This window comes from Chryseobacterium sp. FP211-J200, from assembly GCF_001643375.1.
Taxonomy (GTDB): Bacteria; Bacteroidota; Bacteroidia; order Flavobacteriales; family Weeksellaceae; genus Epilithonimonas; species Epilithonimonas ginsengisoli.
This window is the reverse complement of record NZ_LSHB01000025.1, coordinates 1-22,092: the sequence shown is the minus strand read 5'-3', so window position 1 is coordinate 22,092 and position 22,092 is coordinate 1. Positions and strand designations below refer to the sequence as shown.

28 protein-coding genes are annotated in these 22,092 nt (G+C 34.9%); 17 read left to right on the top strand and 11 right to left on the bottom strand.

What is annotated here, in order from left to right:
• The first annotated feature begins 262 nt into the window (after window positions 1–262).
• The 3 genes from AXA65_RS09030 to AXA65_RS20180 all read left to right on the top strand — a co-directional run bounded on the left by AXA65_RS09030 (window position 263) and on the right by AXA65_RS20180 (window position 3,282).
• Window positions 263–697 carry a cytochrome c gene (locus tag AXA65_RS09030; RefSeq protein WP_063969793.1) on the top strand — a complete coding sequence of 145 codons (435 nt, stop codon included), beginning with the start codon at window positions 263–265 and terminating at the stop codon, window positions 695–697.
• Window positions 687–1,811 carry a cbb3-type cytochrome c oxidase subunit I gene (locus AXA65_RS09025; protein ID WP_063969792.1) on the top strand — a complete coding sequence of 375 codons (1,125 nt, stop codon included), beginning with the start codon at window positions 687–689 and terminating at the stop codon, window positions 1,809–1,811. Before AXA65_RS09030 ends, AXA65_RS09025 begins: the two co-directional genes overlap by 11 nt.
• A 1,117-nt stretch (window positions 1,812–2,928) precedes the next feature.
• On the top strand, window positions 2,929–3,282 hold the full coding sequence (locus tag AXA65_RS20180) for a hypothetical protein (RefSeq protein ID WP_228391655.1): 354 nt from the start codon (window positions 2,929–2,931) through the stop codon (window positions 3,280–3,282).
• A gap of 632 nt (window positions 3,283–3,914) precedes the next feature.
• On the opposite strand, the gene AXA65_RS09015 is transcribed toward AXA65_RS20180, so the two are convergent.
• The 3 genes from AXA65_RS09015 to AXA65_RS09005 all read right to left on the bottom strand — a co-directional run bounded on the left by AXA65_RS09015 (window position 3,915) and on the right by AXA65_RS09005 (window position 5,533).
• Complete coding sequence (locus AXA65_RS09015; protein ID WP_371131540.1) at window positions 3,915–4,307, bottom strand: helix-turn-helix domain-containing protein; 393 nt, start codon at window positions 4,305–4,307, stop codon at window positions 3,915–3,917.
• Between the two features lie 87 nt (window positions 4,308–4,394).
• A complete protein-coding gene (locus AXA65_RS09010; protein ID WP_228391654.1) occupies window positions 4,395–5,051 on the bottom strand; it encodes a nucleotidyl transferase AbiEii/AbiGii toxin family protein in 657 nt (218 codons plus the stop codon).
• Window positions 5,051–5,533, bottom strand: coding sequence for a transcriptional regulator (locus AXA65_RS09005; RefSeq protein ID WP_063969790.1), 483 nt, complete (start codon window positions 5,531–5,533; stop codon window positions 5,051–5,053). The genes AXA65_RS09010 and AXA65_RS09005 overlap by 1 nt, the downstream gene beginning before the upstream one ends.
• Window positions 5,534–6,083: 550 nt before the next feature.
• On the opposite strand from AXA65_RS09005, the gene AXA65_RS08995 reads away from it, so the two are divergent.
• From AXA65_RS08995 to AXA65_RS08955, 9 genes are all read left to right on the top strand, one after another.
• Complete coding sequence (locus AXA65_RS08995; RefSeq protein ID WP_063969788.1) at window positions 6,084–6,479, top strand: single-stranded DNA-binding protein; 396 nt, start codon at window positions 6,084–6,086, stop codon at window positions 6,477–6,479.
• Between the two features lie 25 nt (window positions 6,480–6,504).
• Complete coding sequence (locus tag AXA65_RS08990) at window positions 6,505–6,927, top strand: hypothetical protein (RefSeq protein WP_063969787.1); 423 nt, start codon at window positions 6,505–6,507, stop codon at window positions 6,925–6,927.
• A gap of 9 nt (window positions 6,928–6,936) precedes the next feature.
• Complete coding sequence (locus tag AXA65_RS08985; RefSeq protein ID WP_063969786.1) at window positions 6,937–7,494, top strand: hypothetical protein; 558 nt, start codon at window positions 6,937–6,939, stop codon at window positions 7,492–7,494.
• A gap of 17 nt (window positions 7,495–7,511) precedes the next feature.
• On the top strand, window positions 7,512–7,730 hold the full coding sequence (locus tag AXA65_RS08980; RefSeq protein WP_028122929.1) for a PRTRC system protein C: 219 nt from the start codon (window positions 7,512–7,514) through the stop codon (window positions 7,728–7,730).
• 17 nt (window positions 7,731–7,747) lie between these two features.
• Entirely contained in the window at window positions 7,748–8,632 is an 885-nt protein-coding gene (locus AXA65_RS08975; RefSeq protein ID WP_317040344.1) for a hypothetical protein, read from the top strand.
• 278 nt (window positions 8,633–8,910) lie between these two features.
• The gene (locus AXA65_RS08970; protein WP_063969785.1) at window positions 8,911–9,633 is read left to right on the top strand and encodes a PRTRC system protein B; all 723 of its coding nucleotides are present in this window, start codon (window positions 8,911–8,913) and stop codon (window positions 9,631–9,633) included.
• Window positions 9,633–10,439 carry a PRTRC system ThiF family protein gene (locus tag AXA65_RS08965; RefSeq protein ID WP_063969784.1) on the top strand — a complete coding sequence of 269 codons (807 nt, stop codon included), beginning with the start codon at window positions 9,633–9,635 and terminating at the stop codon, window positions 10,437–10,439. The genes AXA65_RS08970 and AXA65_RS08965 overlap by 1 nt, the downstream gene beginning before the upstream one ends.
• Window positions 10,440–11,034: 595 nt before the next feature.
• Window positions 11,035–11,709: a DUF6904 family protein gene (locus tag AXA65_RS08960; RefSeq protein ID WP_063969783.1), complete on the top strand. Its 675-nt coding sequence runs from the start codon at window positions 11,035–11,037 to the stop codon at window positions 11,707–11,709.
• A gap of 28 nt (window positions 11,710–11,737) precedes the next feature.
• Entirely contained in the window at window positions 11,738–12,442 is a 705-nt protein-coding gene (locus tag AXA65_RS08955) for a GNAT family N-acetyltransferase (RefSeq protein ID WP_063969782.1), read from the top strand.
• A gap of 24 nt (window positions 12,443–12,466) precedes the next feature.
• On the opposite strand, the gene AXA65_RS08950 is transcribed toward AXA65_RS08955, so the two are convergent.
• The 8 genes from AXA65_RS08950 to AXA65_RS08915 form a co-directional block, all read right to left on the bottom strand.
• On the bottom strand, window positions 12,467–13,372 hold the full coding sequence (locus AXA65_RS08950) for a hypothetical protein (RefSeq protein ID WP_063969781.1): 906 nt from the start codon (window positions 13,370–13,372) through the stop codon (window positions 12,467–12,469).
• Between the two features lie 657 nt (window positions 13,373–14,029).
• Window positions 14,030–15,061 carry an ACR3 family arsenite efflux transporter gene (gene arsB / locus AXA65_RS08945; protein WP_063969780.1) on the bottom strand — a complete coding sequence of 344 codons (1,032 nt, stop codon included), beginning with the start codon at window positions 15,059–15,061 and terminating at the stop codon, window positions 14,030–14,032.
• 3 nt (window positions 15,062–15,064) lie between these two features.
• Window positions 15,065–15,442 (bottom strand): glycine cleavage system protein GcvH, encoded by a 378-nt coding sequence (gcvH, locus tag AXA65_RS08940; protein WP_063969779.1) that lies wholly within the window; start codon window positions 15,440–15,442, stop codon window positions 15,065–15,067.
• 18 nt (window positions 15,443–15,460) lie between these two features.
• Window positions 15,461–16,234, bottom strand: coding sequence for a metallophosphoesterase family protein (locus tag AXA65_RS08935; protein WP_063969778.1), 774 nt, complete (start codon window positions 16,232–16,234; stop codon window positions 15,461–15,463).
• 58 nt (window positions 16,235–16,292) lie between these two features.
• Window positions 16,293–17,426, bottom strand: a complete 1,134-nt coding sequence (chrA, locus tag AXA65_RS08930) for a chromate efflux transporter (RefSeq protein ID WP_063969777.1) — start codon at window positions 17,424–17,426, stop codon at window positions 16,293–16,295.
• Complete coding sequence (locus tag AXA65_RS08925; protein WP_063969776.1) at window positions 17,416–17,847, bottom strand: DoxX family protein; 432 nt, start codon at window positions 17,845–17,847, stop codon at window positions 17,416–17,418. The genes chrA and AXA65_RS08925 overlap by 11 nt, the downstream gene beginning before the upstream one ends.
• 11 nt (window positions 17,848–17,858) lie before the next feature.
• The gene (locus AXA65_RS08920; RefSeq protein ID WP_063969775.1) at window positions 17,859–18,332 is read right to left on the bottom strand and encodes a DUF6428 family protein; all 474 of its coding nucleotides are present in this window, start codon (window positions 18,330–18,332) and stop codon (window positions 17,859–17,861) included.
• A gap of 55 nt (window positions 18,333–18,387) precedes the next feature.
• Window positions 18,388–18,714, bottom strand: coding sequence for an ArsR/SmtB family transcription factor (locus AXA65_RS08915; protein WP_002981116.1), 327 nt, complete (start codon window positions 18,712–18,714; stop codon window positions 18,388–18,390).
• A gap of 204 nt (window positions 18,715–18,918) precedes the next feature.
• On the opposite strand from AXA65_RS08915, the gene AXA65_RS20035 reads away from it, so the two are divergent.
• The 5 genes from AXA65_RS20035 (at window position 18,919) to AXA65_RS08890 (ending at window position 22,076) form a co-directional block, all read left to right on the top strand.
• On the top strand, window positions 18,919–19,704 hold the full coding sequence (locus AXA65_RS20035) for a hypothetical protein (protein ID WP_185114320.1): 786 nt from the start codon (window positions 18,919–18,921) through the stop codon (window positions 19,702–19,704).
• A gap of 85 nt (window positions 19,705–19,789) precedes the next feature.
• The gene (locus AXA65_RS08905; RefSeq protein ID WP_063969773.1) at window positions 19,790–20,707 is read left to right on the top strand and encodes a hypothetical protein; all 918 of its coding nucleotides are present in this window, start codon (window positions 19,790–19,792) and stop codon (window positions 20,705–20,707) included.
• A 62-nt stretch (window positions 20,708–20,769) separates the two neighbouring features.
• On the top strand, window positions 20,770–21,084 hold the full coding sequence (locus tag AXA65_RS08900) for a hypothetical protein (protein WP_063969772.1): 315 nt from the start codon (window positions 20,770–20,772) through the stop codon (window positions 21,082–21,084).
• Between the two features lie 33 nt (window positions 21,085–21,117).
• The gene (locus tag AXA65_RS08895; RefSeq protein ID WP_063969771.1) at window positions 21,118–21,669 is read left to right on the top strand and encodes a hypothetical protein; all 552 of its coding nucleotides are present in this window, start codon (window positions 21,118–21,120) and stop codon (window positions 21,667–21,669) included.
• Window positions 21,670–21,722: 53 nt separating this feature from the next.
• Window positions 21,723–22,076: a hypothetical protein gene (locus AXA65_RS08890; protein WP_063969770.1), complete on the top strand. Its 354-nt coding sequence runs from the start codon at window positions 21,723–21,725 to the stop codon at window positions 22,074–22,076.
• Window positions 22,077–22,092 lie beyond the last annotated feature (16 nt).

The window sequence follows — 22,092 nt, the reverse complement described above, 5'->3', positions numbered from 1 at the left end:
TTTGTTTTTTCATTTCTACTTTTATGTTATAAATCATATCAACCATTTTATTTATAAAAGATGTTGTTGACAAATTGATACTATTAAAAATCACTTTGCTTATTAATAATGTACTCAATAATGGAAGTTGAGTAACTTTTTTTGATTTACGATAGAAAATTCCAAGTAAAAGACACAGTTTTTAAATCATATATGATTTTGATTGATGTAAAAAAACTTCAACTCAAATCTTTATAAATAATTTATTGGAAAGATAAAATCTATGAAATTTCATCGGTACTACGTGAGTGTCTTTTTTATTCTCGTCATCGTTTATGCTTTTTACAATCGGGAAATCTATACCGAAAAAAGCAACTTCGGAAACATCAAACTATCACACCAAGCGCTTGAAGGAGAAAAACTTTGGCTAGAGAATAACTGCAATTCTTGCCTCCAACTTTATGGTCTCGGCGGATATTTGGGGCCAGATCTTACCAACGTTTCTTCGCATCCCAATAAAAGTGCAGAGTATCTGAAAGTGATGATGATAAGTGGTGTAAAGTCTATGCCCAAATTTAATTTCTCGTCAGAAGAGCAGAATCAGCTTGTTCAATTTTTAAAAGAAGTTGATAATACAGGCTATTATCCTAATAAAAACGCACAAATAAAGTATACAGGCTGGGTTCGATATCAAGAAAAAGAAAATAATGAAAAATAACGCGTATCCATTTTATTACATCATTGTCGGGTTATTAAGTCTTGCTTTATGTCTTCTGGTCGGTCTTCTTTCGGGTGTTCAATATGCAATTCCGGATTTCATAGAAGATAGTTTGCCCTTCACAGTTTTGCGACCGTTGCACACGCTTTTTGCGCTTTCTTGGATTTTTATGACGGCAATCGGCGGGATTTTCTGGTATATTCAAAATGAAAAAATCAATCCTGTGATTATGAAGTGGCAATTCTGGATTTTTACAGTGACGGGTTTGATGATATCAATCTGCTATATTTTTAAAAAATTTGAAGGCAAAGAATATTTGGAATTTCCGCATTGGTTTTATATTCCAATTTTGGCTGGCTGGCTGTTGTTTGGAATTTATTATTTCCGTGTGATGTGGCAAACTTTCTCAAAATGGCCGGTTTATTATTGGATGTGGGGAACGGGAATTGTGTTGATGATTTTTCACTTTACCGAAGCTCATCTTTGGATTTTGCCGTATTTTAGAGAAAACTATATTCAGAATTTAACAATGCAATGGAAAGCTGGCGGAGCCTACGTTGGTGCGTGGAATATGCTGGTTTACGGTTTGTCAATGTTTGTAATGGAAAAAAGTAGTGGCAATGATTTCTACAGCCAATCTAAAACAGCATTTTTCTTCTTCTTATTAGGTCTCGTCAATGTAATGTTCAATTGGGCTCACCACGTTTATCCGGTCCCAAATGCGAACTGGATTCGCTTCGTTGCTTATGCCATTAGTATGACAGAGTGGATTATTTTGTTGCGCATAATTTATCTCTGGAGAAAAGATCTTTCCAAGGAGAAGAAGAAACATTTTTCGGTTTCATATTCTTTGATGATGCTTTCCGATTTATGGATTTTTATCAACCTATTTTTGGCGATTCTGATATCTATCCCAGCTCTCAATCTGTTTACGCACGGGACGCACATTACTGTTGCACATTCTATGGGAACCATTATTGGCATTAATACCACGATTTTGCTTTCGTTTCTTTGTTTTATTTTAGAAAAGATTAAACCAATATCAGAAAAGATTAAAAATAGATTTCTTTCGGTATCAAAATTTTCAATATTTCATTTATATTATTCTTCGTAACACTTTTAATAATGGGTGTTGAACGGACAAAGTGGGTTTATTTTTCCGAAAACGTTTTGTTTGGAAAATTTCAGGAATCTAATCACTATTTGCATATTGCTTTCGGCATTTTTGGATTTGGCTTGTAGTGGGAATTTATGTTGTGATTTATCAATTGATAAGACAAATCATCTACGTGATTTTTTCTTCAAAAAAAATATGAAGGTATTATTTTGAATAAATTAGGTTTAATAATATAAAAATATTATCTTATAAAAATAATTCCATATTTAGATTTAATTAGAGTTATTTGAACGTTTATGAAAACTCACAGAACAATATTAAACCACTTATTAACAAATATAGATGATATTATTAATGGTTTTACTTAATTTAGGTTATACATAAATTGGAAAAATTCAAAATGCTAATCTGGGTAATTCAGGATTCAAAAACAAAAATGGCTCAATTTGGATTACATTGGAGTCAATTGGCTGTTTGAGAACTTAACGAGCATCTATTCAAACTCTTTTGTCGATGATTTAGTTCGTTTGAGCAAAATTAAAAAGGATTTAGCAATTTAGAATTTAAATTTGAAACTATATAATTTTTTTAATGTTTCGCACATAAATTTACTAAAACAATAAAAAAGATTAATCTGGATTATTCTAGAATCAAAAACAAAAAAAATGGCTCAATTTAGATTACATTGAAGCCATTTGGACGTTTGTGACCTCGACAGGACTTGATTCAAACCAATTAATATTGATAATATTTTAAAAGCATTATATCGAATCTAAATTATAAGTAGAATTTACTTTTAAATTACGAAACTTAAAATTTTGGTAGTAGTAATCTTGCTAACTTAGGTATTAAAATCCATTGTACATTCCACCACACATTTGAACAATTTGGTACGGTATCACATCCATATTATTTTTGTCATCATGGCTGCGGGATAAGGATCAATGCTGTTTTTCTTAATGATTGCTATCAAAATAGGCTTCAGCAATTAATACTGTCAAATAATACAATTGAACTATTTAAGGATATTTTAGAAGATCAGAATATAAAGACTCAGAAAGCAAGTTATTTATACTCTCAAAAATTAATAGAGAGAAAGGTAAAAGAGGAGCATTTGACTCTTTCTCGAGGTAGAAAATTATTTATCGCGGGAGTATTGAAGATTGACGATTATAATGAATTAAAAAAGGAAAATCAGGTCAATATTAAAAATCTTAAGAAGGAGGCGTGTGATACTGTTCTTAAATTAAATGCTATTGATAGAAATAATAAGATAGAGGATAAAGCACTCGTTGAAGTTTTCCAAAAATTTTCCGAGTTTGGTACTCAGGATAAAAAATATCTTGTGAATCTTATTCCTCCTGTCAATATTGATTATAAAACAGGAGATCTTTCTTTAGATTTAAATCCAGCATTTTTAAAAATATTATCAGCAAAAACTCATCGAAAAAACAATAAAAAAAATTAATTTTATTGATAGGAATGTTTCAGTAGAGCAACCAATTATTATTATTCTGGCCAAGAATGGAGTTCAGGTAAATGAGAAAGAAGCTAAAATCATATTAGAATTATTATATTTAGTATCAAAAAGTTATAATAAGCCAAAAGAGAAAAAATACTAGAACCTTAATGAGATTTCAAACCATACTTAAATGCCGATGAAATCTCTGATGTAGCAATTTTAGGCTGTATATTTTAGATAAGCTAAAGATTTCAAGTGAAAAAATTCAAACCATAAAATGTCAAGCTATAACAGTTTGATAAATAATTTGTTATGTCTATAAAAAAGAGACAACTAATAAATAGTTGTCTCATTAAGTGACTTGACAGGACTCTATTCAAACCATCTAGTGGAAGATATTAATAATATATTACAGGTTATCAGTAACTTACAATAAACTCATTTTAAATACATTCGAAGAATTTTTATTGAATAAAAAATTGGAAAATTATCTTTTTTTCAAATGATGTTTATCTAAATAATTACGCGAAACAATAAATAAAATTTAGATAATACCAAATGCAATACTTACCAAAAGTGTTATTTGAGTTATATCCAACAATCGGGTACAAATTATTTGTTTTAAACTATTTTTAAAATCAATTCAAATTCCTATACTCATTCGGCGTATAACCAACTCGTTGCTTGAATAAGCGAGTAAGATGCTGTGGATATTTAAACCCAAGATCATAGGCGATCTGACTAATAGATTTTTCGGCATCAAAAACCCTTTCTTTTGCAACATCAATGATTTTGTTTTGGATGTATTCCTGCGCCGTTTTACCGGTTTCTTTTTTGATCAGATCTCCAAAATAGTTGGGAGAAAGATTGAGTTCATCCGCACAATATGCGACAGAAGGCAATCCCAGATTATTTGGTTTTTCTGAATTAAAATAGCTGTTCAGTAACTCTTCAAATTTCTCCAAAACACCTTTGTTTACATTTTCTTTGATAATGATCTTAATGGAAGAGCTACCAAAAAAATGATTCAAAATGATCACGATAATGTAGAAGACTGTTCTTTATTGTATATCGATTTCAAAGATCTGAACGAATGGTTCTGTAATTTCAATGAAAAATTATGACTTCTGGTACTTGTTGACTGCCTCTTCAATATCTTCTTTGATAAACTCCCAATACTTTCCCTGAAGACATATAGGGTCGAAATCGTCATCAGCAGATGTGAAGTCAATAAAATTCTTTAATATTAAATCCCTGTCGTGACTGTATGGATATCGCTCTTCGTGAAGCTCCAGCATTTTGCCGATCCCATAATTCGAAAGGCACTCGTGCAGATCCCAAAAATCTTTTTTACGACCGCCTCTGTGGACGACATCTATTTTCATTGCAATGATCTCCTCAATTGTTGCCAGTCTTATTGCTTCAACTGTCAGTACGGGCCGTATAAACGTATCTGTGTAATAAATATCGAGTTTTACGGTATTGTCTTTATCAGTTCCTATGAGATAGGATTTTCCCATTGCAGGATCAAGATCATTGGAAGAGTCTACATAAGTAAAAGCAGATCTGAGAAAAATGTCCAGTTCATTAAAATCAATACTTCTATAAATTGCATCACTGAACAGGTCTATGTCTATAGACATACGATGACCCAACTGAAGGCTTAAAGAGGTTCCTCCCACAAGCCTGAAATCTTTAAAGACTTCTGGAGCCATCAGAATCTGCAGGCTATTTTTCAGTAATTCATTGACGGTATTGTAATACATATTGCTCATTATGACTTTTTATGCAGCTTCATTGGTTGCGTAGTGGTTGACTTTAATGCTGATTCAACTTTTCTTTTTCCGTAGAAACGGATGGTTTCGTTTTTTTCATCATCATTACCGCGTTCAAAAACCCTTTTTATAACTGCCTTGTGCTGTCTGTTCCAGTCAATCCGGTCGATATCGGTATCCCAGAACAAAGACCTGCGAAGAACTGAAAGTTTTGGCGTTTCTTTCATTTTATCCTTTTCAAGCTTGATGTCATAATAACTTTGAAGGATAACGATGCTCCCTTCTTCGAGCTGAAGTTCTTTCTCGATCTTCAGTGCAAGGGCAACAGGAATCTTTCTTTTTCCATTTGTGATGTTATTTATGGCCTGAGCAGATTCACCGATAGATAAAGCAAAAGGACGCTTTTTGAGCGAACGCTTCTCCAGCTCCCGTTCAAGAACGATTCCCGGGTGTATCCCTTTATATTTTAACAGTGATTTCATAATACAAATATAAACAAATTTGTTTACATATTTTATAGGTTTATATTTTAGAAATTGAAATAAGCCAGCTTCTTATATTGAATTTTACATTCCGAAATATCATCGACTATCTATGTAATTAAGTACAACTGATGTCTTGCTTTTTACTAATGCAAATGTAGGGCAGCATCAGTCACACCAAAAAATATTTTTGGGTTTCTATAAAAATTCTTTCCACACGTTCCAATAATTTTTCCAGACACTCCTGAATCCTGCGGACAAAAATATTTCGAGCCTTCTCCTCCAAAGTGTTGGAGGCTCGCGGTTTCATGTGCCTGATACTTTCCTATGATCATCGGCAAAGAAAAAGCCGGAACCTCAGTTATACGAATCAATCACATCACAGACGGTCTTTGACATCAGCGGAAAAGCAATAAATCAAAAAACGAAAAAAATGCTTTTCCAATTCAGTAAAAGAAAAGAAAAGCCGAGTGTCCTCGGAACCAAATCAATCAGATCTGAAAATTTAAAATTAACAAAAATCAATTATTAACATTTAAAACCGAAAATTATGAACATCGTAGGCAGAATTACTAAAAACGCAGAAATCAACACTTTGAAAAATGACAAAAAAGTAGTGAATTTCTCGGTAGCCATCAATGATAGCTACAAGACCAAACAAGGTGAACGCAGAGAAGAGACAACGTATTACAATTGCTCGTACTGGATCAGTGAGAATGTGGCAAAGATCCTTACCAAAGGGACTTTGGTTGAGCTAACAGGCAGAGTGAGTTGCAATGCGTGGATAGGTAAAGACGGAGAGATCAGATCAGGTCTTAATTTCCATACGTCAAACATCAAGTTGCACGGAGGTGGTCAAAAAACGGAAACTGTTGAAAAAGTCAAATCAAAACCACAGAACGCTAAAGTGAAAGAGGGAGAAAATGATGGTGATCTGCCATTCTAATTATTAACAACTAAATATCAACAAAATGAAAATATCCAACATTCCAACCGATTACCTTTTGATAAAAGCTTTTAACGATTCAGAACTTTGTGACTTTGCTATTATCAATACAACAGCAGAGTGGAAAGAAATACAAAAGGAAAGGCTCAACAGTGTAAAGGCATTTGAAAATGACGATTCATTCAAATGGCTCAATTATAATGACGAGGCAGTCGATTTTTACCGCTATTCCAATGAAAGTTATCCCGAGATTCAAAAATGGCTTGGTGACGATTCTGTTCTTTTTATCGAAACCAATGAGGAAGAGCTGAAGGGAATAGATTTTAAATTGTCAAGTTATCAGATGCAGATATTCAGTAACGGCAACGCTGTTTACAGCTGCTTTGAAAAGAATTTAGGCGATGAATTTTGGACATCCGAATTTTCATTGAAAGAGCTAACCAACTAAAACAAGATTATGCAGACCAATTTTTTTAGACAGATCGCCAAGCTTGATCTGACAGGAGATTTACAGATCATACTTCGAAATACCACAGATAATAGTTTCGTTCTTTCCGTACTGCTCAATAATGAGCAATGCGGTGACGAAGCGAGAAAAATGATTCCGCCCCTTAATTTAAGAGGTACAGCGGAAGAACTGGACAACGGATTTTTTGAAAGTATTTCTATGCCATTACAAACAGCTTCCGGATTGATGGTCGATATGGAATCTTTTATGAAGCAACTCGAAGAAACCAAGAAGAAATCAGCGATGGAAAAGCAGAAAACTGATAAAGAGAACAAGGAAAGGGAAGCGAAGGTCAAAAAGTACAAAGAATGCTTGCAGAAAGCTGAAGAACTTGAAAAAGAAGGGAAATATAAGGATGCCTGGACTGTACTTCCGAAAATTACAGATTATCCTGAATATACTGACACCATCCGCAAAAAGCAGGATGAATACGAAAGGCATTTTGCACCAAGTCTTTTTTCTGAAACCACGACTAACGATTTTACGGAAAATCAAGTCATTTCTTAACCCCAAAATTCTAAACTATGTTATTAGCAACGCAATTAGAACGAGTTTTTATACTTAAAGACAACGGACAGGAAATCCGACTGAACGACCCCGAACCAAAATGGAACGTAGAATCGGTAATGAATTTTTACGCCAATATGTACCCGATTTTGACAACTGCAAAAGTATCTGCACCGCAAATAAAAGATGATGCAATAGAGTACAAATTTGAGAGTGTAATGGGTACGAAAGGTTAAAACAAAATTATAAAGCGATGAATTATGCAACGCCACATTATATCGGGAGTTATCAGTATACCAGAACAGAAACGGCAACGGCAATTGCACCGACAGTTGGGCGAGTTCGCCAATTGGATGCAAAGACCAAAGGACGCCAACCAAGTGCAGAAAGACAAACAGAAATCCGTACCGATAGCAATGTTGCCAATGCTATTCTAAAATGTACATTTCTGCCTAAACTGAAAACGGCAAAATCCGTACAGGCTTGTCAGAAAACGGAGAGGGATTTTTACAAGTCCCTTTCCCGACTTGCCGAGCATTACAGCATTGAGCCCATGCAGACCAAAGATTTTGATTTTCCATACAATATAACCTTGGCTATGTGGGATATGGAAACCAAAGTAAAACGAACCAATATCAATTGGGATAGTTTCAAATTGGTACAGGACAGTAAGAAAACCTACTTAACAAGTGAGGAACGATACAATACAGGTACAACCTTGTATTACATTCCTATTGTACCGCTTTTTAAAATGCTCAAAGACCCGAAGCGTAAAAAGAATGCACAGCTTTTACTATCGGTATGCAGTTATCTGTACCACATCGCCCAAATTCCATATTACAGACAGGAAGAAAGTTATTTGTATTGGCTCTACGAAATGATGAATGATTGGGTGGAGCAGGACGAGCAAACAGACGATATTGAAAAGTATAAATGTGAGTTGAGAAATGCCGAATATACGGGCGATAAGATAGAACAAAAGCTATTCAACCGTATCAATCTACAGGTATTTGAACAGCGTTTGAACCGATTTAAAATTGCTGATGCGTTCGATAGCGAATGCTGGCAAGTTGCTCACAATGCGTTTGCACTTCTTACAGAATATCCGAACGCAACCATTTTCAGAAACGCACTTTAGCCCGAACAAGACCCTTGTAATGATGATGACGAAAATGAAGTAATCAGAATGGAAAAGTACATTTCATTTATCGCAGACACAAAAGGTTGGTGATAGGAAAGTCTCTCAGATACCATCAACAATCAATTTAACGAGTACGGAGCAATGGAAGAACCGACAATTTCCAAGCGATTTGACGGCAGCGAAATACCAACAGCCAACCTCGATTTTGAGAACCGTTTATTTGATTTATTGAGTGATTTGAGTGGATTATTATACGAATACAAAACAATAGAAAAATGAATAATACAACCGACATAAAAGACTCTTTTGGCACCTTATACTATCCAAAATCTGCATTGGTTTTCTATGAAACCAAAGGATCTGAAACCGATATGTATGTGGAGCATTTCGATATGGACAGCAACGGAATGCCTATCAATGCCCATCCATTAACCGTAAAGGAAGCTAACGTTTTAGCCAAGTCCTTACAGACCGATGAAGAAAAGAACCGAGCCTTTTTAAAACCAAAGGGAATCTTGCCGACCGATATCCTGCATATCAATCCAAATGCTGAAAAAGGTACGGTACTTTGGTACACCAAAACACAACAACGGAAATTGTACTTTGTGGATAGTTTGGGCATACCCAGCGGAATGGCAAAAGTACCATCAATGCTTTGGTTGGCGAGCAAAAGCAGTCTAACTGTATTTGCTTTGGCAAGCGACAGAAGACCAACGGAAAAAACGCCATTGCATTATGCGCCTTTTTTCAATATCTACGAAAAAGGCAATGTCTGTATGGGTACGGTGAGTATTGATATTAAAAATTCGGCTTCGGTTGAGGAATTTACCCAGGCGTGGGAATATTATTTTTTCAATTCCTATTTCAGCCATTCATTATGCGAAAACTTGACGAAAAAAAACATTGTGAACCTTTGGAAAGACCTTATCAATACCGATAAACCCTTTCCTAAAGAAGTATTGAAAAAGAATAATAAAACCCTTAAAAATCTATTGTGATGAATACGACAAAAACAGCAGTTCATTTTACGGACAACTATTTACTCAATCCTACCAACCCGATTTCGGTAAACCTTATCGGAGCAGGTGGCACAGGATCAAAAGTATTGACCGCCTTAATGGAGATAAACGAGAGTTTGATATCATTGGGACACGCAGGGTTGCAAGTCCGTCTTTGGGATGATGATGTTATCACGAGTGCTAATTTAGGCATACAGCGTTTTGCAGAAAGTGAAACAGGATTATACAAATCCGTTGCTTTAATCAATCGGTGCAATCGCTGGGCAGGTACAAATTGGAAAGCCGAAACGGTAAAATTTGAAAAAGACAATTTTGGCAGACTGCCCGAAAAATCAAGGGCAACAATTACCATTACTTGTGTGGACAATGTACAGGCGAGGTTTGACGTAGCTGAAATTCTTAAAGAAACAAGCTACCGCAGGCACTACCAAGACGAGCCAAGATATTGGCTGGATTTTGGCAACAGCCGAGATACGGGACAAGTTATACTTTCTACCATCGGAGAGATTAAGCAACCCAATTCCGAAAAGTACGAAACGGTGGAAAGTCTGCCATCTATTATCGATGAATTTGGCGAATTGCTGAAGCAATCCGAACAGGAAGACAACACGCCAAGTTGTTCACTTGCAGAAGCATTGGAACATCAAGATTTGTTCATCAATTCATCATTGGCACAAATGGGATGTTCTTTGTTGTGGAACTTGTTTCGCAAGGGAATGACCGAATACAAGGGATTTTTTCACAATCTGAAAGATTTCCGCACCCAACCGATAAAAGTCGCCTAAAAGCCGGAATCGGCGGGCAAAAATGCGATTCCTCCCTGCGGTCGGAAAAGCATTTTTGCGATTTAAAGCGGATGCAACACTTTGTCAAAATGAACAGCTACACAATACCCCTCTCGTACATTTTACCAAACAGATTGCGAGTTTTTTGCGTGGGATATTCATTATCCCATTTGTTATATTTAGCACTTACTTCCTCTTCTTTTTAATTCACAAAGCAGTCCAATTAAGTAAGTGCAGTGAGTATCATACTAAACTGTTAACGATAAGGTTTTATTCGAAGAGAATACCTCGAGGCTTGCCTCGGGGTTAAAAGAGGAAAAGGTTGAAAAATGGAAGGTTTTTTCATAAAACTAAAAATAGAATCTATTCCATTGAATACCTCGGGGCTCTGCTCAGGGGATTATTTATTATAGGCGACTCTATAGGTTGCTTTTTAAAAGAAACTTCGCCTGAATCGACTTGGAGGGTATTCCGAGCGTTTTTAGGTCTGGTTTTGAAAAAAAGTTGCAGATTCACATTTAAGCATTAAACCGAATAATAAACTTTTAAAGATAGATTTTCTTGATTAAATTTGTTCAAAACAAAACCATCAGAAATGATCTATGCTGTACCGACAAAAAAAGGATTAGGAGTTGAAATATGGGGAACCCGTGATGATTTAGAATACCTTTATGAAATTATTTCCAAATTCTGGAATGACGAATCTTTTTATCATATCAAAGGTTACGAAGACAAAAACAAATTGATCAGCAGTTTTTCGTATGAAATACGAAAAGCATCCTACGGAAGCAGATTAACAAAAGACCATAGTCATTATTCCATTGAAGAAATTCCTTATGTCGGGTTCAAAATTTCCTGGCCGCATATTGTTTTTTCCATTATTGCACTAAGATACAATATGAGAATGGTCGATGGTAATAAAGCTGACATTGCAATGTTTCTACATCTCGAATACTGGATAGAATTGGCGATGGAAAATTATGATTCTGCCGGCACCAAAAAGCTCTTACCTTATCTCAATGGTGCTGTAAATGCGGGGAATGAATATTTGTATCTGTTTATGAGACATATTAATGCGTCATTTTTTGAAATGAACGGCGGCAAGAATTCTTATAGAAAATTAGCACATCTAATGAGAGTTTCTATATATTCTTCAGAAGAGTATAATGACCTACTAATTTTTCTTCAGTCGGAGGCGAAAAAGTATAATTGTAAGATAGAAGATCTGGAATTAAGTGATGATGATAAAATATATGAAATAGAGTGGTAGGTCTTTCAGCTAAACCAATAAATAAAAAATGACAAATGAATCACTACAATCTTTGCTTGAAGGATTAAATGAAAATAACCAAATATCTAGTCTAATTTATCGTAGACCTCTAAGTTCAAATGTGGATTTTGCCAAAATATGGGATGATATACCCAAATTGACAGATAGTGTAACTTCTTCTGATGGACCTGACAATTTTTATCTGATAAAAAATGCAGAGAACATTTTTGTAGCCATTGTATATGATATGGTAAGAGATTTACATTGGTTTGTACTACCGGAATATCGGGGAATGGGACATTTGACAAATGCCTTGAAGCAAAGCATTATTCCTCATTTGTTTTTAAAGAGAGATGAACAGAGAATAACGATTAACGAAGTTGAAATAGGTAAAGATAATTTTACAGCTTCCGAAAAAGTGGCGCTCAGGTTGGGCTTTATAAAGAGTGATGATAATGATGGTGAATATCTTTTGTCAGATAATTGTTCTAATGCTGAGGATTATAATTTCGGCAATGATTCTGAGATTTCCTATGACAGAATGAATGAGTTAAAAAAGCATATCAATTTTTTGAGCAGGTCTCTTTGGACAATACAGACTGAAATTGAAATGAAGCTTGGGCAAACTGATTACTCTGACGAACTAAAAGATTTAGTCCACGAAATTAGAAATCATACCTGGAAACTGGAGGATTTTTGGTGGTCAAGAAATACCGATAATAATTCTCGGTAGAATAATATATCATCAGTTTTATGATTACTTAAATGACAGAAGATAATTAAAATCAATTTCAAACTTTTTCTTTTCATCCAATTTATCATACCTTTCCTTGACCAAGGGAAATTTATTTGTAATATTTTTTATCATTATACTGGTCATCAGATAGGAATAAAAAAGCATAAGGTAAAGGGTTTCCTTCATATGTTCGTGTTCCATCAGATGTTTGGTCTCTTTTAACTGAAGGGCAAGAATGCCTTCTGAATGAGCATAAACAGAAGCCGTATAATAAAGTTTTGAGAATACGCCTATTTCACTGAATTTTGATTCTAAAAATAGAGTATCCCAACTTTTAAACAATTTTCCGGAACCATTTTCCAGCAAGCTTTTTTGTTGTTTCTCGGAAAGTTTTTGAAAAATTTCATTGTTTGAAATACTTTTGCGTAATCTCATAATTGCTTCTTGTTCATTCTCAAACCTCTGCTTGTCAATTGCTGTCGACCGAGAGAATACTTTAGACCTTAGCATCATAGAAGACATAATCCACGACTCAAATCTTAATTTTTGTTCGTTTTCACAATCGGAATTAATGTATAAATGTTGATACATTAAAAGAGACTCATACTGTGACCTCACAATTGTAATAATCGAAGACAGATCTAAAAACTTAATATGTGGAGCTTTGTTCTCGTAAAAATTAGATTTGATTGAATGTCCTTTTGATAGCTCTAACAAGCTTAAATTCTGAAGGTGCAATTTAATGACCAATTGTTCCGAGTACATATCTTTCTCCTGTAGCTTTAGGTTTTTTTCCGCTAAGATTTCGTGTAGATATATCATAATATCAGAAATGTCGAACAGCCTCTTCTTTATTTCGTCAATATTTCTGCTTTCGTACAACTTGTAAAATTCTAATACCCAAGTAATCTCTTTTCCTAAATCCATTTCTTCTCTGCTTATTTAGTCAAATTTATTGAATTATCATTTTATATCTTATTGATTTCATTGTTGTATTTAGATATTTGTTCAACTTTGGGTATTATAAATGGAACTTAAGTCCTTCTTGTATCTGCGTAAAGAAACTATAGATTTAATATCCTACCTGTATAAAATAATATAAGTTCATTCTGGAACCTGTGTAAAACAAGCACAGGTGTAATCTTATACCTAGGTAAAATAGTAAGGTTGATTGTAAGCCTGCGTAAAATGACTACAGCTTAAGCCTTCGTGAAGAAAATACAAGATTTGTTTTTATCAGCCTGTGTAATTTAAATACAGGTCATTACTTAACCTGCGTGAAAAAGATAAAGGTTTAATCTATACCTGCAAAATTAGAATACAGGATAATATTTTCTTATAATATTGTGATTTTTTTTCTCTCTATGACAATGCTGATTTAATATAAATGAATAATTATCAGCGTTATAAATTGTACAAAAATTCTTTTTCAGAGCTCTGAAAAAAACGGCACACTTTTATGGCAAGATCGTCTTTGTATATACAAACTTTTCAAGTTTGATATCCAAAGACGATCTTGCCTTTTTTGCAAAAAGGGAAAAAAAACTGCGGAACTTGTTTTTAGTGTTTCAGCTAATATTTTGTTTAAGAATAGTATTTTCTTTTTAACCATAAGCTAACCCTAACCAGTAAGATCAGCACTGGTACTTCTACCAGTGGTCCGATGACCCCAACAAATGCTTGTGAAGAATGAATTCCAAAAACTGCTATAGCAACAGCAATAGCTAATTCAAAATTGTTTCCTGTCGCTGTAAAAGCGATAGATGCATTTTTGTCGTACGGTACTTTCAATGCCTTACTAATGAAAAAGCTGATAAAGAATGTAAGAACAAAGTAAATCACTAATGGGATTGCAACTTTAACAACATCCATTGGTAGCTCTAAAATTTTATCGCCCTTCAAACTAAACATCAATACAATGGTAAACAGTAAAGCATACAAAGTAATAGGTGAAATAGCCGGAATGAATTTTCTATTGAACCACTCTTTTCCTTTTAATTTGATCAAAAAATAACGGCTCAAAAATCCTGCAATAAAAGGAATTCCTAAATAAATGAATACACTCTCGGCAACATCTTTCATTGGTACAGCAACATTGAAATTACCTAAGCCAAGTTTTTGTGGCAGGACGTTGATGAATAGCCAAACATAAAAACTATAAAACACCAATTGGAAAATACTGTTTAATGCGATCAGCAGCGCTGCATACTCCCGATTACCTTTTGCTAAATCGTTCCAGACAATTACCATTGCAATACATCTTGCTAGACCGATCAAAATCAGACCAATCATATAGTCTGGCTCATCTCTTAGAAAAATGATAGCTAATACAAACATTAAAATAGGGCTGATAATCCAATTGAGTAGTAATGATACCGACATTACTTTTTTGTCTTTAAAAGCCATTGGTAATAGAGTATAATCCACTTTTGCCAAAGGCGGATACATCATTAAAATTAAGCCTATTGCTAGGGGAATATTAGTTGTTCCGACAGACAAAGAATTTGTGACAGTAGAAATATTAGGAAAGAAATATCCCAACCCAACACCCAAAAGCATTGCTAAAAAAATCCATAGGGTAAGAAAGCGGTCGAGGAATTTTAATTTTGGCTGCATCGTCTAGTTATTGAGTTGAGCGTACTGTTCCGCTGTTAATAAATTTTCAGTTTCTCTTAGGTCTTCAATTTCAATTTTCACCATCCATCCATTATCAAATGGATTAGAATTTACAATCGTTGGCTCTTTTAAAAGTTGCTCATTGGTTTCAATAATTTTTCCTGAAAGAGGCATAAATAGGTCGCTGACGGTTTTAATTGCTTCTACAGAACCAAATACTTCGTCTTGTTTGAAATTATGATTAACATTCGGTAAGTCAACATATACGATTTCTCCCAATTCCTTTTGAGCAAATGCTGTAATACCGACAGTTGCAGTTTTGTTCTCAATATGAACCCAAGTATGTTCTTTAGAATAATGTAGATCTTTTGGAAGTTCCATTTTTTTAGAATTTAAAGATTAATAGCCACGTCTTAGATTTTCTGCGTACTCATTCGGAAGCGGACTGTCTTCTACTGCTTTTGCTGCCTTTTCAAAGTCATAATCGAAGCGGATAAATTCGACACTAATACTTTCATTGTTTAAAACAGAACTGTTTTCATTAATCGTTAACATCACATAACCGCCTCTTATGTCGTTGTCTTTCGGCTTCCCAACGGAGCCAATATTTACTGCGTGACGAAAATGATCTTGTCCATCAATACCCGAATTTAAAACTCTGTGATATGGTTTGTGGGTATGTCCGAAACACATAATGTCAGCGTCAGCCTGTTCCATAATACGAAGCATACTTTTTTCTTCACGGTCTTCGAAAAGATATTCGTTTATTTTCCTCGGACTCCCGTGTACCAAAAGCAGGTTTAGTTTGTCTTCGTTCAATTGAAATTCTATTTTTATATGTGCCGGAAGTGTTCGCAGGTAAGCACGCTCATCATCCTTCATCAAAGAATTGGTAAAAGAAATGGAAATGTTTCCATTGTCCTTCTCAGCGTCTGTTTTGTAAGCGCAACCGCATTCATTGCTCATTCTCCCAATGCCAAAATCGTAGTTACCTGCAATAGTTGGTATTTTTCTTTTACGGATTTCATTGATGACCTCGTTCGGCCAGATGTTGTAACCCACGAGGTCGCCCAGACAATAGATGCTGTCGGGATCTCTTTTTTCAACATCTGCAAAGAAAGCTTCCAATGCAGGAAGGTTGGCGTGAATGTCACTGAATAATGCAATTTTCATTTTATCTGTTTTTATTAGTATTGATAAGAAGATTTATTTTTAAGGATCTTAAGTTTAATTAAATTGTATTTAAAATATAACCTAACAATGCACCTCCTAAAACGATAAATGCACTATTAACTTTTTTAAATTTGAAAACAATAAAGGCACTGATCAATGCAATAGTGATTGTTCGCCAATCCGTAACGGTTTCTTTACCCATTGTAAAACAGACGGCAACTATGATTGCCACAGAAGCTACATTGACGGCATCAAGAAAAGCCGACAAGCTTTTATATCTGCGTATCCTTTTCATCAGCGGATTGAGCAATGCAACGAAAATAAATGACGGAAGGAATATGGCAATGGTAGATAGGATGGCGCCTGATAGTCCATTGATCTGATAACCGATAAAGGTCACGGAAGAAAAGACAGGTCCCGGCGTGAACTGGCCCACTGCGATCGCATCCATCAACTGTTGTCTTGTGAGCAAACCAGTGGCTACCAATTCGGTATCTAAAAAGGCAAATAGTACATATCCGCTTCCATACAGAATTGAACCGATCTTCAGGAAGATCCAGAACAATTTCACATTTGTTTCTGAAAGAAATTCACTTTGACCAACCTTGAAAAATAATAAGGGAACAAAACCCTGCATAGTGTTACCATTATTCCTGTTTTGAAACAAGAATACAGCTACGGCCAGTAGCCCAGCACCAAACATCAGATAGATTTCGCTGATCCCTGATAAGGAACCTAATAATACAGCCATACCGACCAAAGCCAGAAACGCAGATTTGATCGACTTCTTTGCCAATGGGTACACTGCGCCGATGATCACTGCAATGATCGCAGACTTGATACCGTAAATGAACGGTTGAACTTCGGGCAGTTGTCCGTATTGATGATATAAGAAAGCGAATATTCCTGTGATCAAAACGGCGGGAAAAATAAAGCACAAGCCGGCTGCCAGCAGGCCTTTCCATCCGCCTTTGTCATAGCCGATGTGTATTGCCATTTCGGTGCTGTTGGGACCGGGGATGAGGTTGACAGCTCCTAGCAGATCAAGAAAATGCTGTTCGTCCATCCATTTTCTTTTGACCACCACCTCGTTCTGCATCATTGCAATGTGTGCTGCAGGACCGCCAAATCCGATAATACCCAGTTTGAGAAAGAGCAGGATGATCTCTTTGGTGTTGACCTTATTTTCCATCGGACACCAACATTTTATCGAATGACCAACAACCTGCACCTTTGATCAGCAAAAAAATACTTCCCAAAAGCATCGCCCAGTCGGTTCGGCTTCCGTGCAGCATTTCCCAAAATCCTTTTTCTAAGTACACTTCTGTTTTGGTGGTAGCAAGAGCGACAAGCATAACGATGATCAGAGGAATGCTGGCTAACCTTGTAAGCAGTCCCAGCAATACGAATGTCCCGCACAAAATCTCAAATGCCCCTACAAAATTTCCCAAAAATTCAGGCGATGGCAAGCCGATTTTTTCAAATCGGCCGGCACCTCGCAATGCAGGGAAGAGAAATTTTTGGATGCCTTCCGAAAGGAACACGGCGCCTACCATTAGACGAATTAAAATGGTGGTTTTGTTGTTGGCGGTAAAAAGTATTCTTTGATACATAAAAACCTGTTTTAGCAACACCCGCTTTCTGGTGTACACGTATTAGTACTATTAACATTTAATTGCGCGAGATTCTTGTTGAGTTTTTCTGTTGGAATTCCACAAGCATCCTGTGCTAAACAAGCTGTAGTCTTACTTTTTAGAATAAATGTTTTTCCATTGAATTCTAGATCATATTTTCCAATAGTATCACTTTGATATTCAACTTCAATATCAAAATCCTCGATTCTTAATTTATCCTCAGAAAGTTTGATAATGTTGAGTAATTTGTTAGGCTTTAAACGATGCTCAAAATCGTCCGCATTCCAAAGCTGAAAGTTCACAACCTTCTCTGAACGGATCACACCGCCATAATCAATAAAGTTTTTATTAATCATTCCTACTTCTGTAACGTGAAAATGTTCCGGAACAAAAGCTCCATTTTCTAATTGGAATTCAACATTTTCTAATGTTGGTAAAATTTGTTTTATTTCTGATAATTTCATAATTAAATGTTTATAGGTTAAATGCAATATTGCGATATGTTTAGATAAAAAAATGCTAACAGCATTTTGATTTGGTAACAGTTTGTACTATTGCGGAAAAATAAGTGTTTAGAATTTCGATAGTCTTTTCGTCTATGCAATAGCAGATAGCGTTTCCGGAAATGTTTCCTTTTATAATCCCTGCGTTTTTCAGTTCTTTCAAATGTTGAGAAACGGTTGGTTGAGCTAATGGCAATTCGTTCACAATATCCCCACAGATGCACTCATTGACTTTCATCAGATATTCAATAATTGCTATTCTGGCTGGATGCCCTAATGCTTTTGCAATTGTTGCAATTTGATTTTGCTTATCTGTAAAATGTTCTGTTTTAGTAGCTCCCATAGTTGCAATGTTTAATATTGCAATATTACGATTAATATTTTGAAGAATCCAAATTAATCCAGATTATTCTTTTTTAATCTTCTGAAGTTTCCATACTAATCCAGATTATTCTTATTTAGCCCAAACCCCTTGAATACTATTGTTTTGGAAGGTTTTAACACCCACTTTGTCACAGAATTTTTAATCAAAATATTAATGAAAAAATTGAGTCATCTTCTACTATCATTAATAGTAGTATCAATCCAAGGTCAGGTCGGCATCAATACCGAAACTCCAGAGGCGACTTTAGAAGTGGTAGGAAAACCAAATGATGTCAATCATTATGACGGAATTATTCCTCCACGAATTACAGGAAACCAACTCGCTGCAAAGACCTATTCATCTACAAAAAAAGGAACTATCGTCTTTGTAACATCTCCGGCTACCAATTTATCAGGACAAGTCATTCAAATAACCGAACCCGGATTGTATTATTTTGATGGCAATTTGTGGCAAACATTTTCAAAAGAAAAGCAACCCACTGAATATAGAATTCTATTGACATTTGACCATACCAGCACTGCGGCTCTTAGTGCAACTTCTACATGGTCCGCTCCGGTTGATTATAATGTAAATACAAATAATTATTTAACCGCTTCTAAATACTATACCATTGGGACCAAAAATTATGGAGGCTTAAAAGGATCCGTATCATTCAGAAAAGTTAATGGTATCGTCAATGTAAAATTTCAAATATTCAGGTCGACTGATTCAGAACCAATTACTTCAGACGCACTTATAAATATTCCGGACATCTTTAGTGACATAGGGTATATTCCTAACCAGATTGTTTTTTTACATCCTGAGAATTCAACAATGCTTATTCCTGCCTTGCTTGAAAATTTTACCATAAAAATTCCTCAAGCTTCTTTAGGCGCAATATCAACATCATATTTTACTTATGGAGAACTTCAGGGCTACTCAAATTGGATCAGACCCTATCTACAATAGGATGCTGAAATTATAGCAATTAATATAAATTATACACAGTTACTACGATTTTTAAGACCAAATGAATTTTAATTAAAAAAACAAAATGAAAACATTAATTTATTTTTTTCTGCCTTTCATAGCAATATCAATACAGGGACAGATTGGCATCAACACCCAGACGCCCGAGACTACTTTAGAAGTTGTAGGGAAACCAAATGACACCAATCATTATGACGGGATTATTCCTCCAAGGATTACAGGAAACCAACTCGCAACAAAAACATATTCATCTGCAAAAAAAGAAGCGATCTTGTTTGTAACATCTCCAGCTACTAATTTATCCGGTCAGGTCATTCATATCACAAAGTCCGGGTTGTATTATTTTGACGGTGATCTATGGAAGTCATTTATACAGGAAGACCCACTAGATACAGTTGCGCTCAAGGGCAACACTTCTACGGTTGAAATTATTGTCAGGAACAGTCTGCATCTTGATTTTGATGAGAAAGAAAATTACATACTGGGCATTTCCAGAAGTCCAATCATAGGTGATTACAATTCTATTTTTGCAACAGATTCTAATATAACGTCCGGAAAGGGAAATTCAGCCAGCGCTTACGCAATGTCTCAAGGCGAAATTACAGGTAAACTTAATTATGGAGCAGGAGTTTCAGCATTGAACGGAATCTTAAATGGAGTGATTTCCGGAAGCAGAAATATCGGAATTGGTCCTGGAGCCATGTCATACATCACTTCAGGAAACGATAACATATCTATCGGCTACCTGTCAGGAACAGGAAACCGAACAGGATCTAACAATATTTTCATTGGTATTGGTGCAGGCAGCCCAGCCACAGGAAACAGAAGCATAAGTAATAAACTGGCTATACATTCAACCCCCGTCACAACAAGTTCAACCAGCTTTTGGGATAGTATCACGAATAATTATACGGATTACAAATTTGCTTTGATGAAGGTGTTAATTCAGATAAAAAATTCACAATATATCCTATACTACTAATTCAGGATAGAATATTTCAGAGTCCCGGAGTCAATTATAGACTAAATGATTGGTATAGATCAATGGCCAAAGAAAAGCTGGGCCACAATTACGATAAAAATTATATCAAAGGATTAACTGTCATTGATATCGATACTTTAATTTTTTGGGCACCCTATTTAAAACAAAAGGATAGACATTTTAAAGAAATTTTGATTGATCATTTAAAAAGAATGGAAACTCATAAAAAGATCAATGCTCCTACAGAACAAGAAGCACTTTATCGAACAAATAAAAATTTAATGGAACAACTCAGTTCAATATCCACTAGACAAATACCTTTTAGAGTTTCAACAGAAGATTTTGTGCAAAAGTTTAAAGAAGTAATAGTAGATTAGATTTACTCATTTTTATTGAATAGTTTTTACTTTATGAAACAATCTGAATTTCTTCTTCAAATTCACAAAAGGATTTCCATTATTTCGGTAGGTGCTTCGGCGCTTAGAAATCAAGGTGCATCTGGTATTATAAAAATTGCAAGAGATTATTTCTATCAAATAGAGATTATTGAGTTTGTAAAGGTGCTGGAAAGCGAAAGCTCTTATAAACTCTTTCTTAATGAGCATACTAAAAGTTTAATTTCTAATTTTCCAGAAAATGGTAAATCGTGGGGAGCTGCAAGAAAAGGGTTGAATTTATTTTTTCGTGAGATTATCTACAATAAATTCTTTTCTGATCAGTATGGATTTCCTAAAGATTTATTAGAATTTAATAAAAAATTCACCTTTTTGGAAGTACCTCTGGACAGAGATGTCGCATTAGGTATTTATCATGAGACTGATATGATTTTACCTAAGTGGAAATCAATAAAAACTCTGACTCAAGGCAGTAGTGATCTCTATCAAGCGGCAGCACATAAAATAGCCGAGAATGAAAAAACAGCAAAAGTGAATCTGGATTTAAAATATTGGAGAAATAATTAAATCTAGTGTTGAAATTTAAAAACTATGAAAATTATAGCTAAATTTTCTCTAAAATGAATTCTACAATTTCCTTAAAACTATTCTCCTTTGGTATTCAAAAACTCCATGATCCTAACTGGACTGGTTTGGAGCTATTTGATAAACTAAAACAACATGTTAGGCAAAGAATTGAACCGAAGAATATGTTATTTGAAACCTTACAGAGCGGATTATTATTGCATTTAGGGATGTGGATTTATGAGGAATATCTAATACATCATGAAGAAGAATTTATTGAATTAGAGGGCGAGTACATTTTATGGTATTTAGAAGATTACATAGATCTTTTAATCGATTCGGGAGTTGGTCAAAACGACCCCTTAATATCAAGAACTATTGCACAGATTAATAGCTTTAATATATTATAACCCGTAGTGCATTATA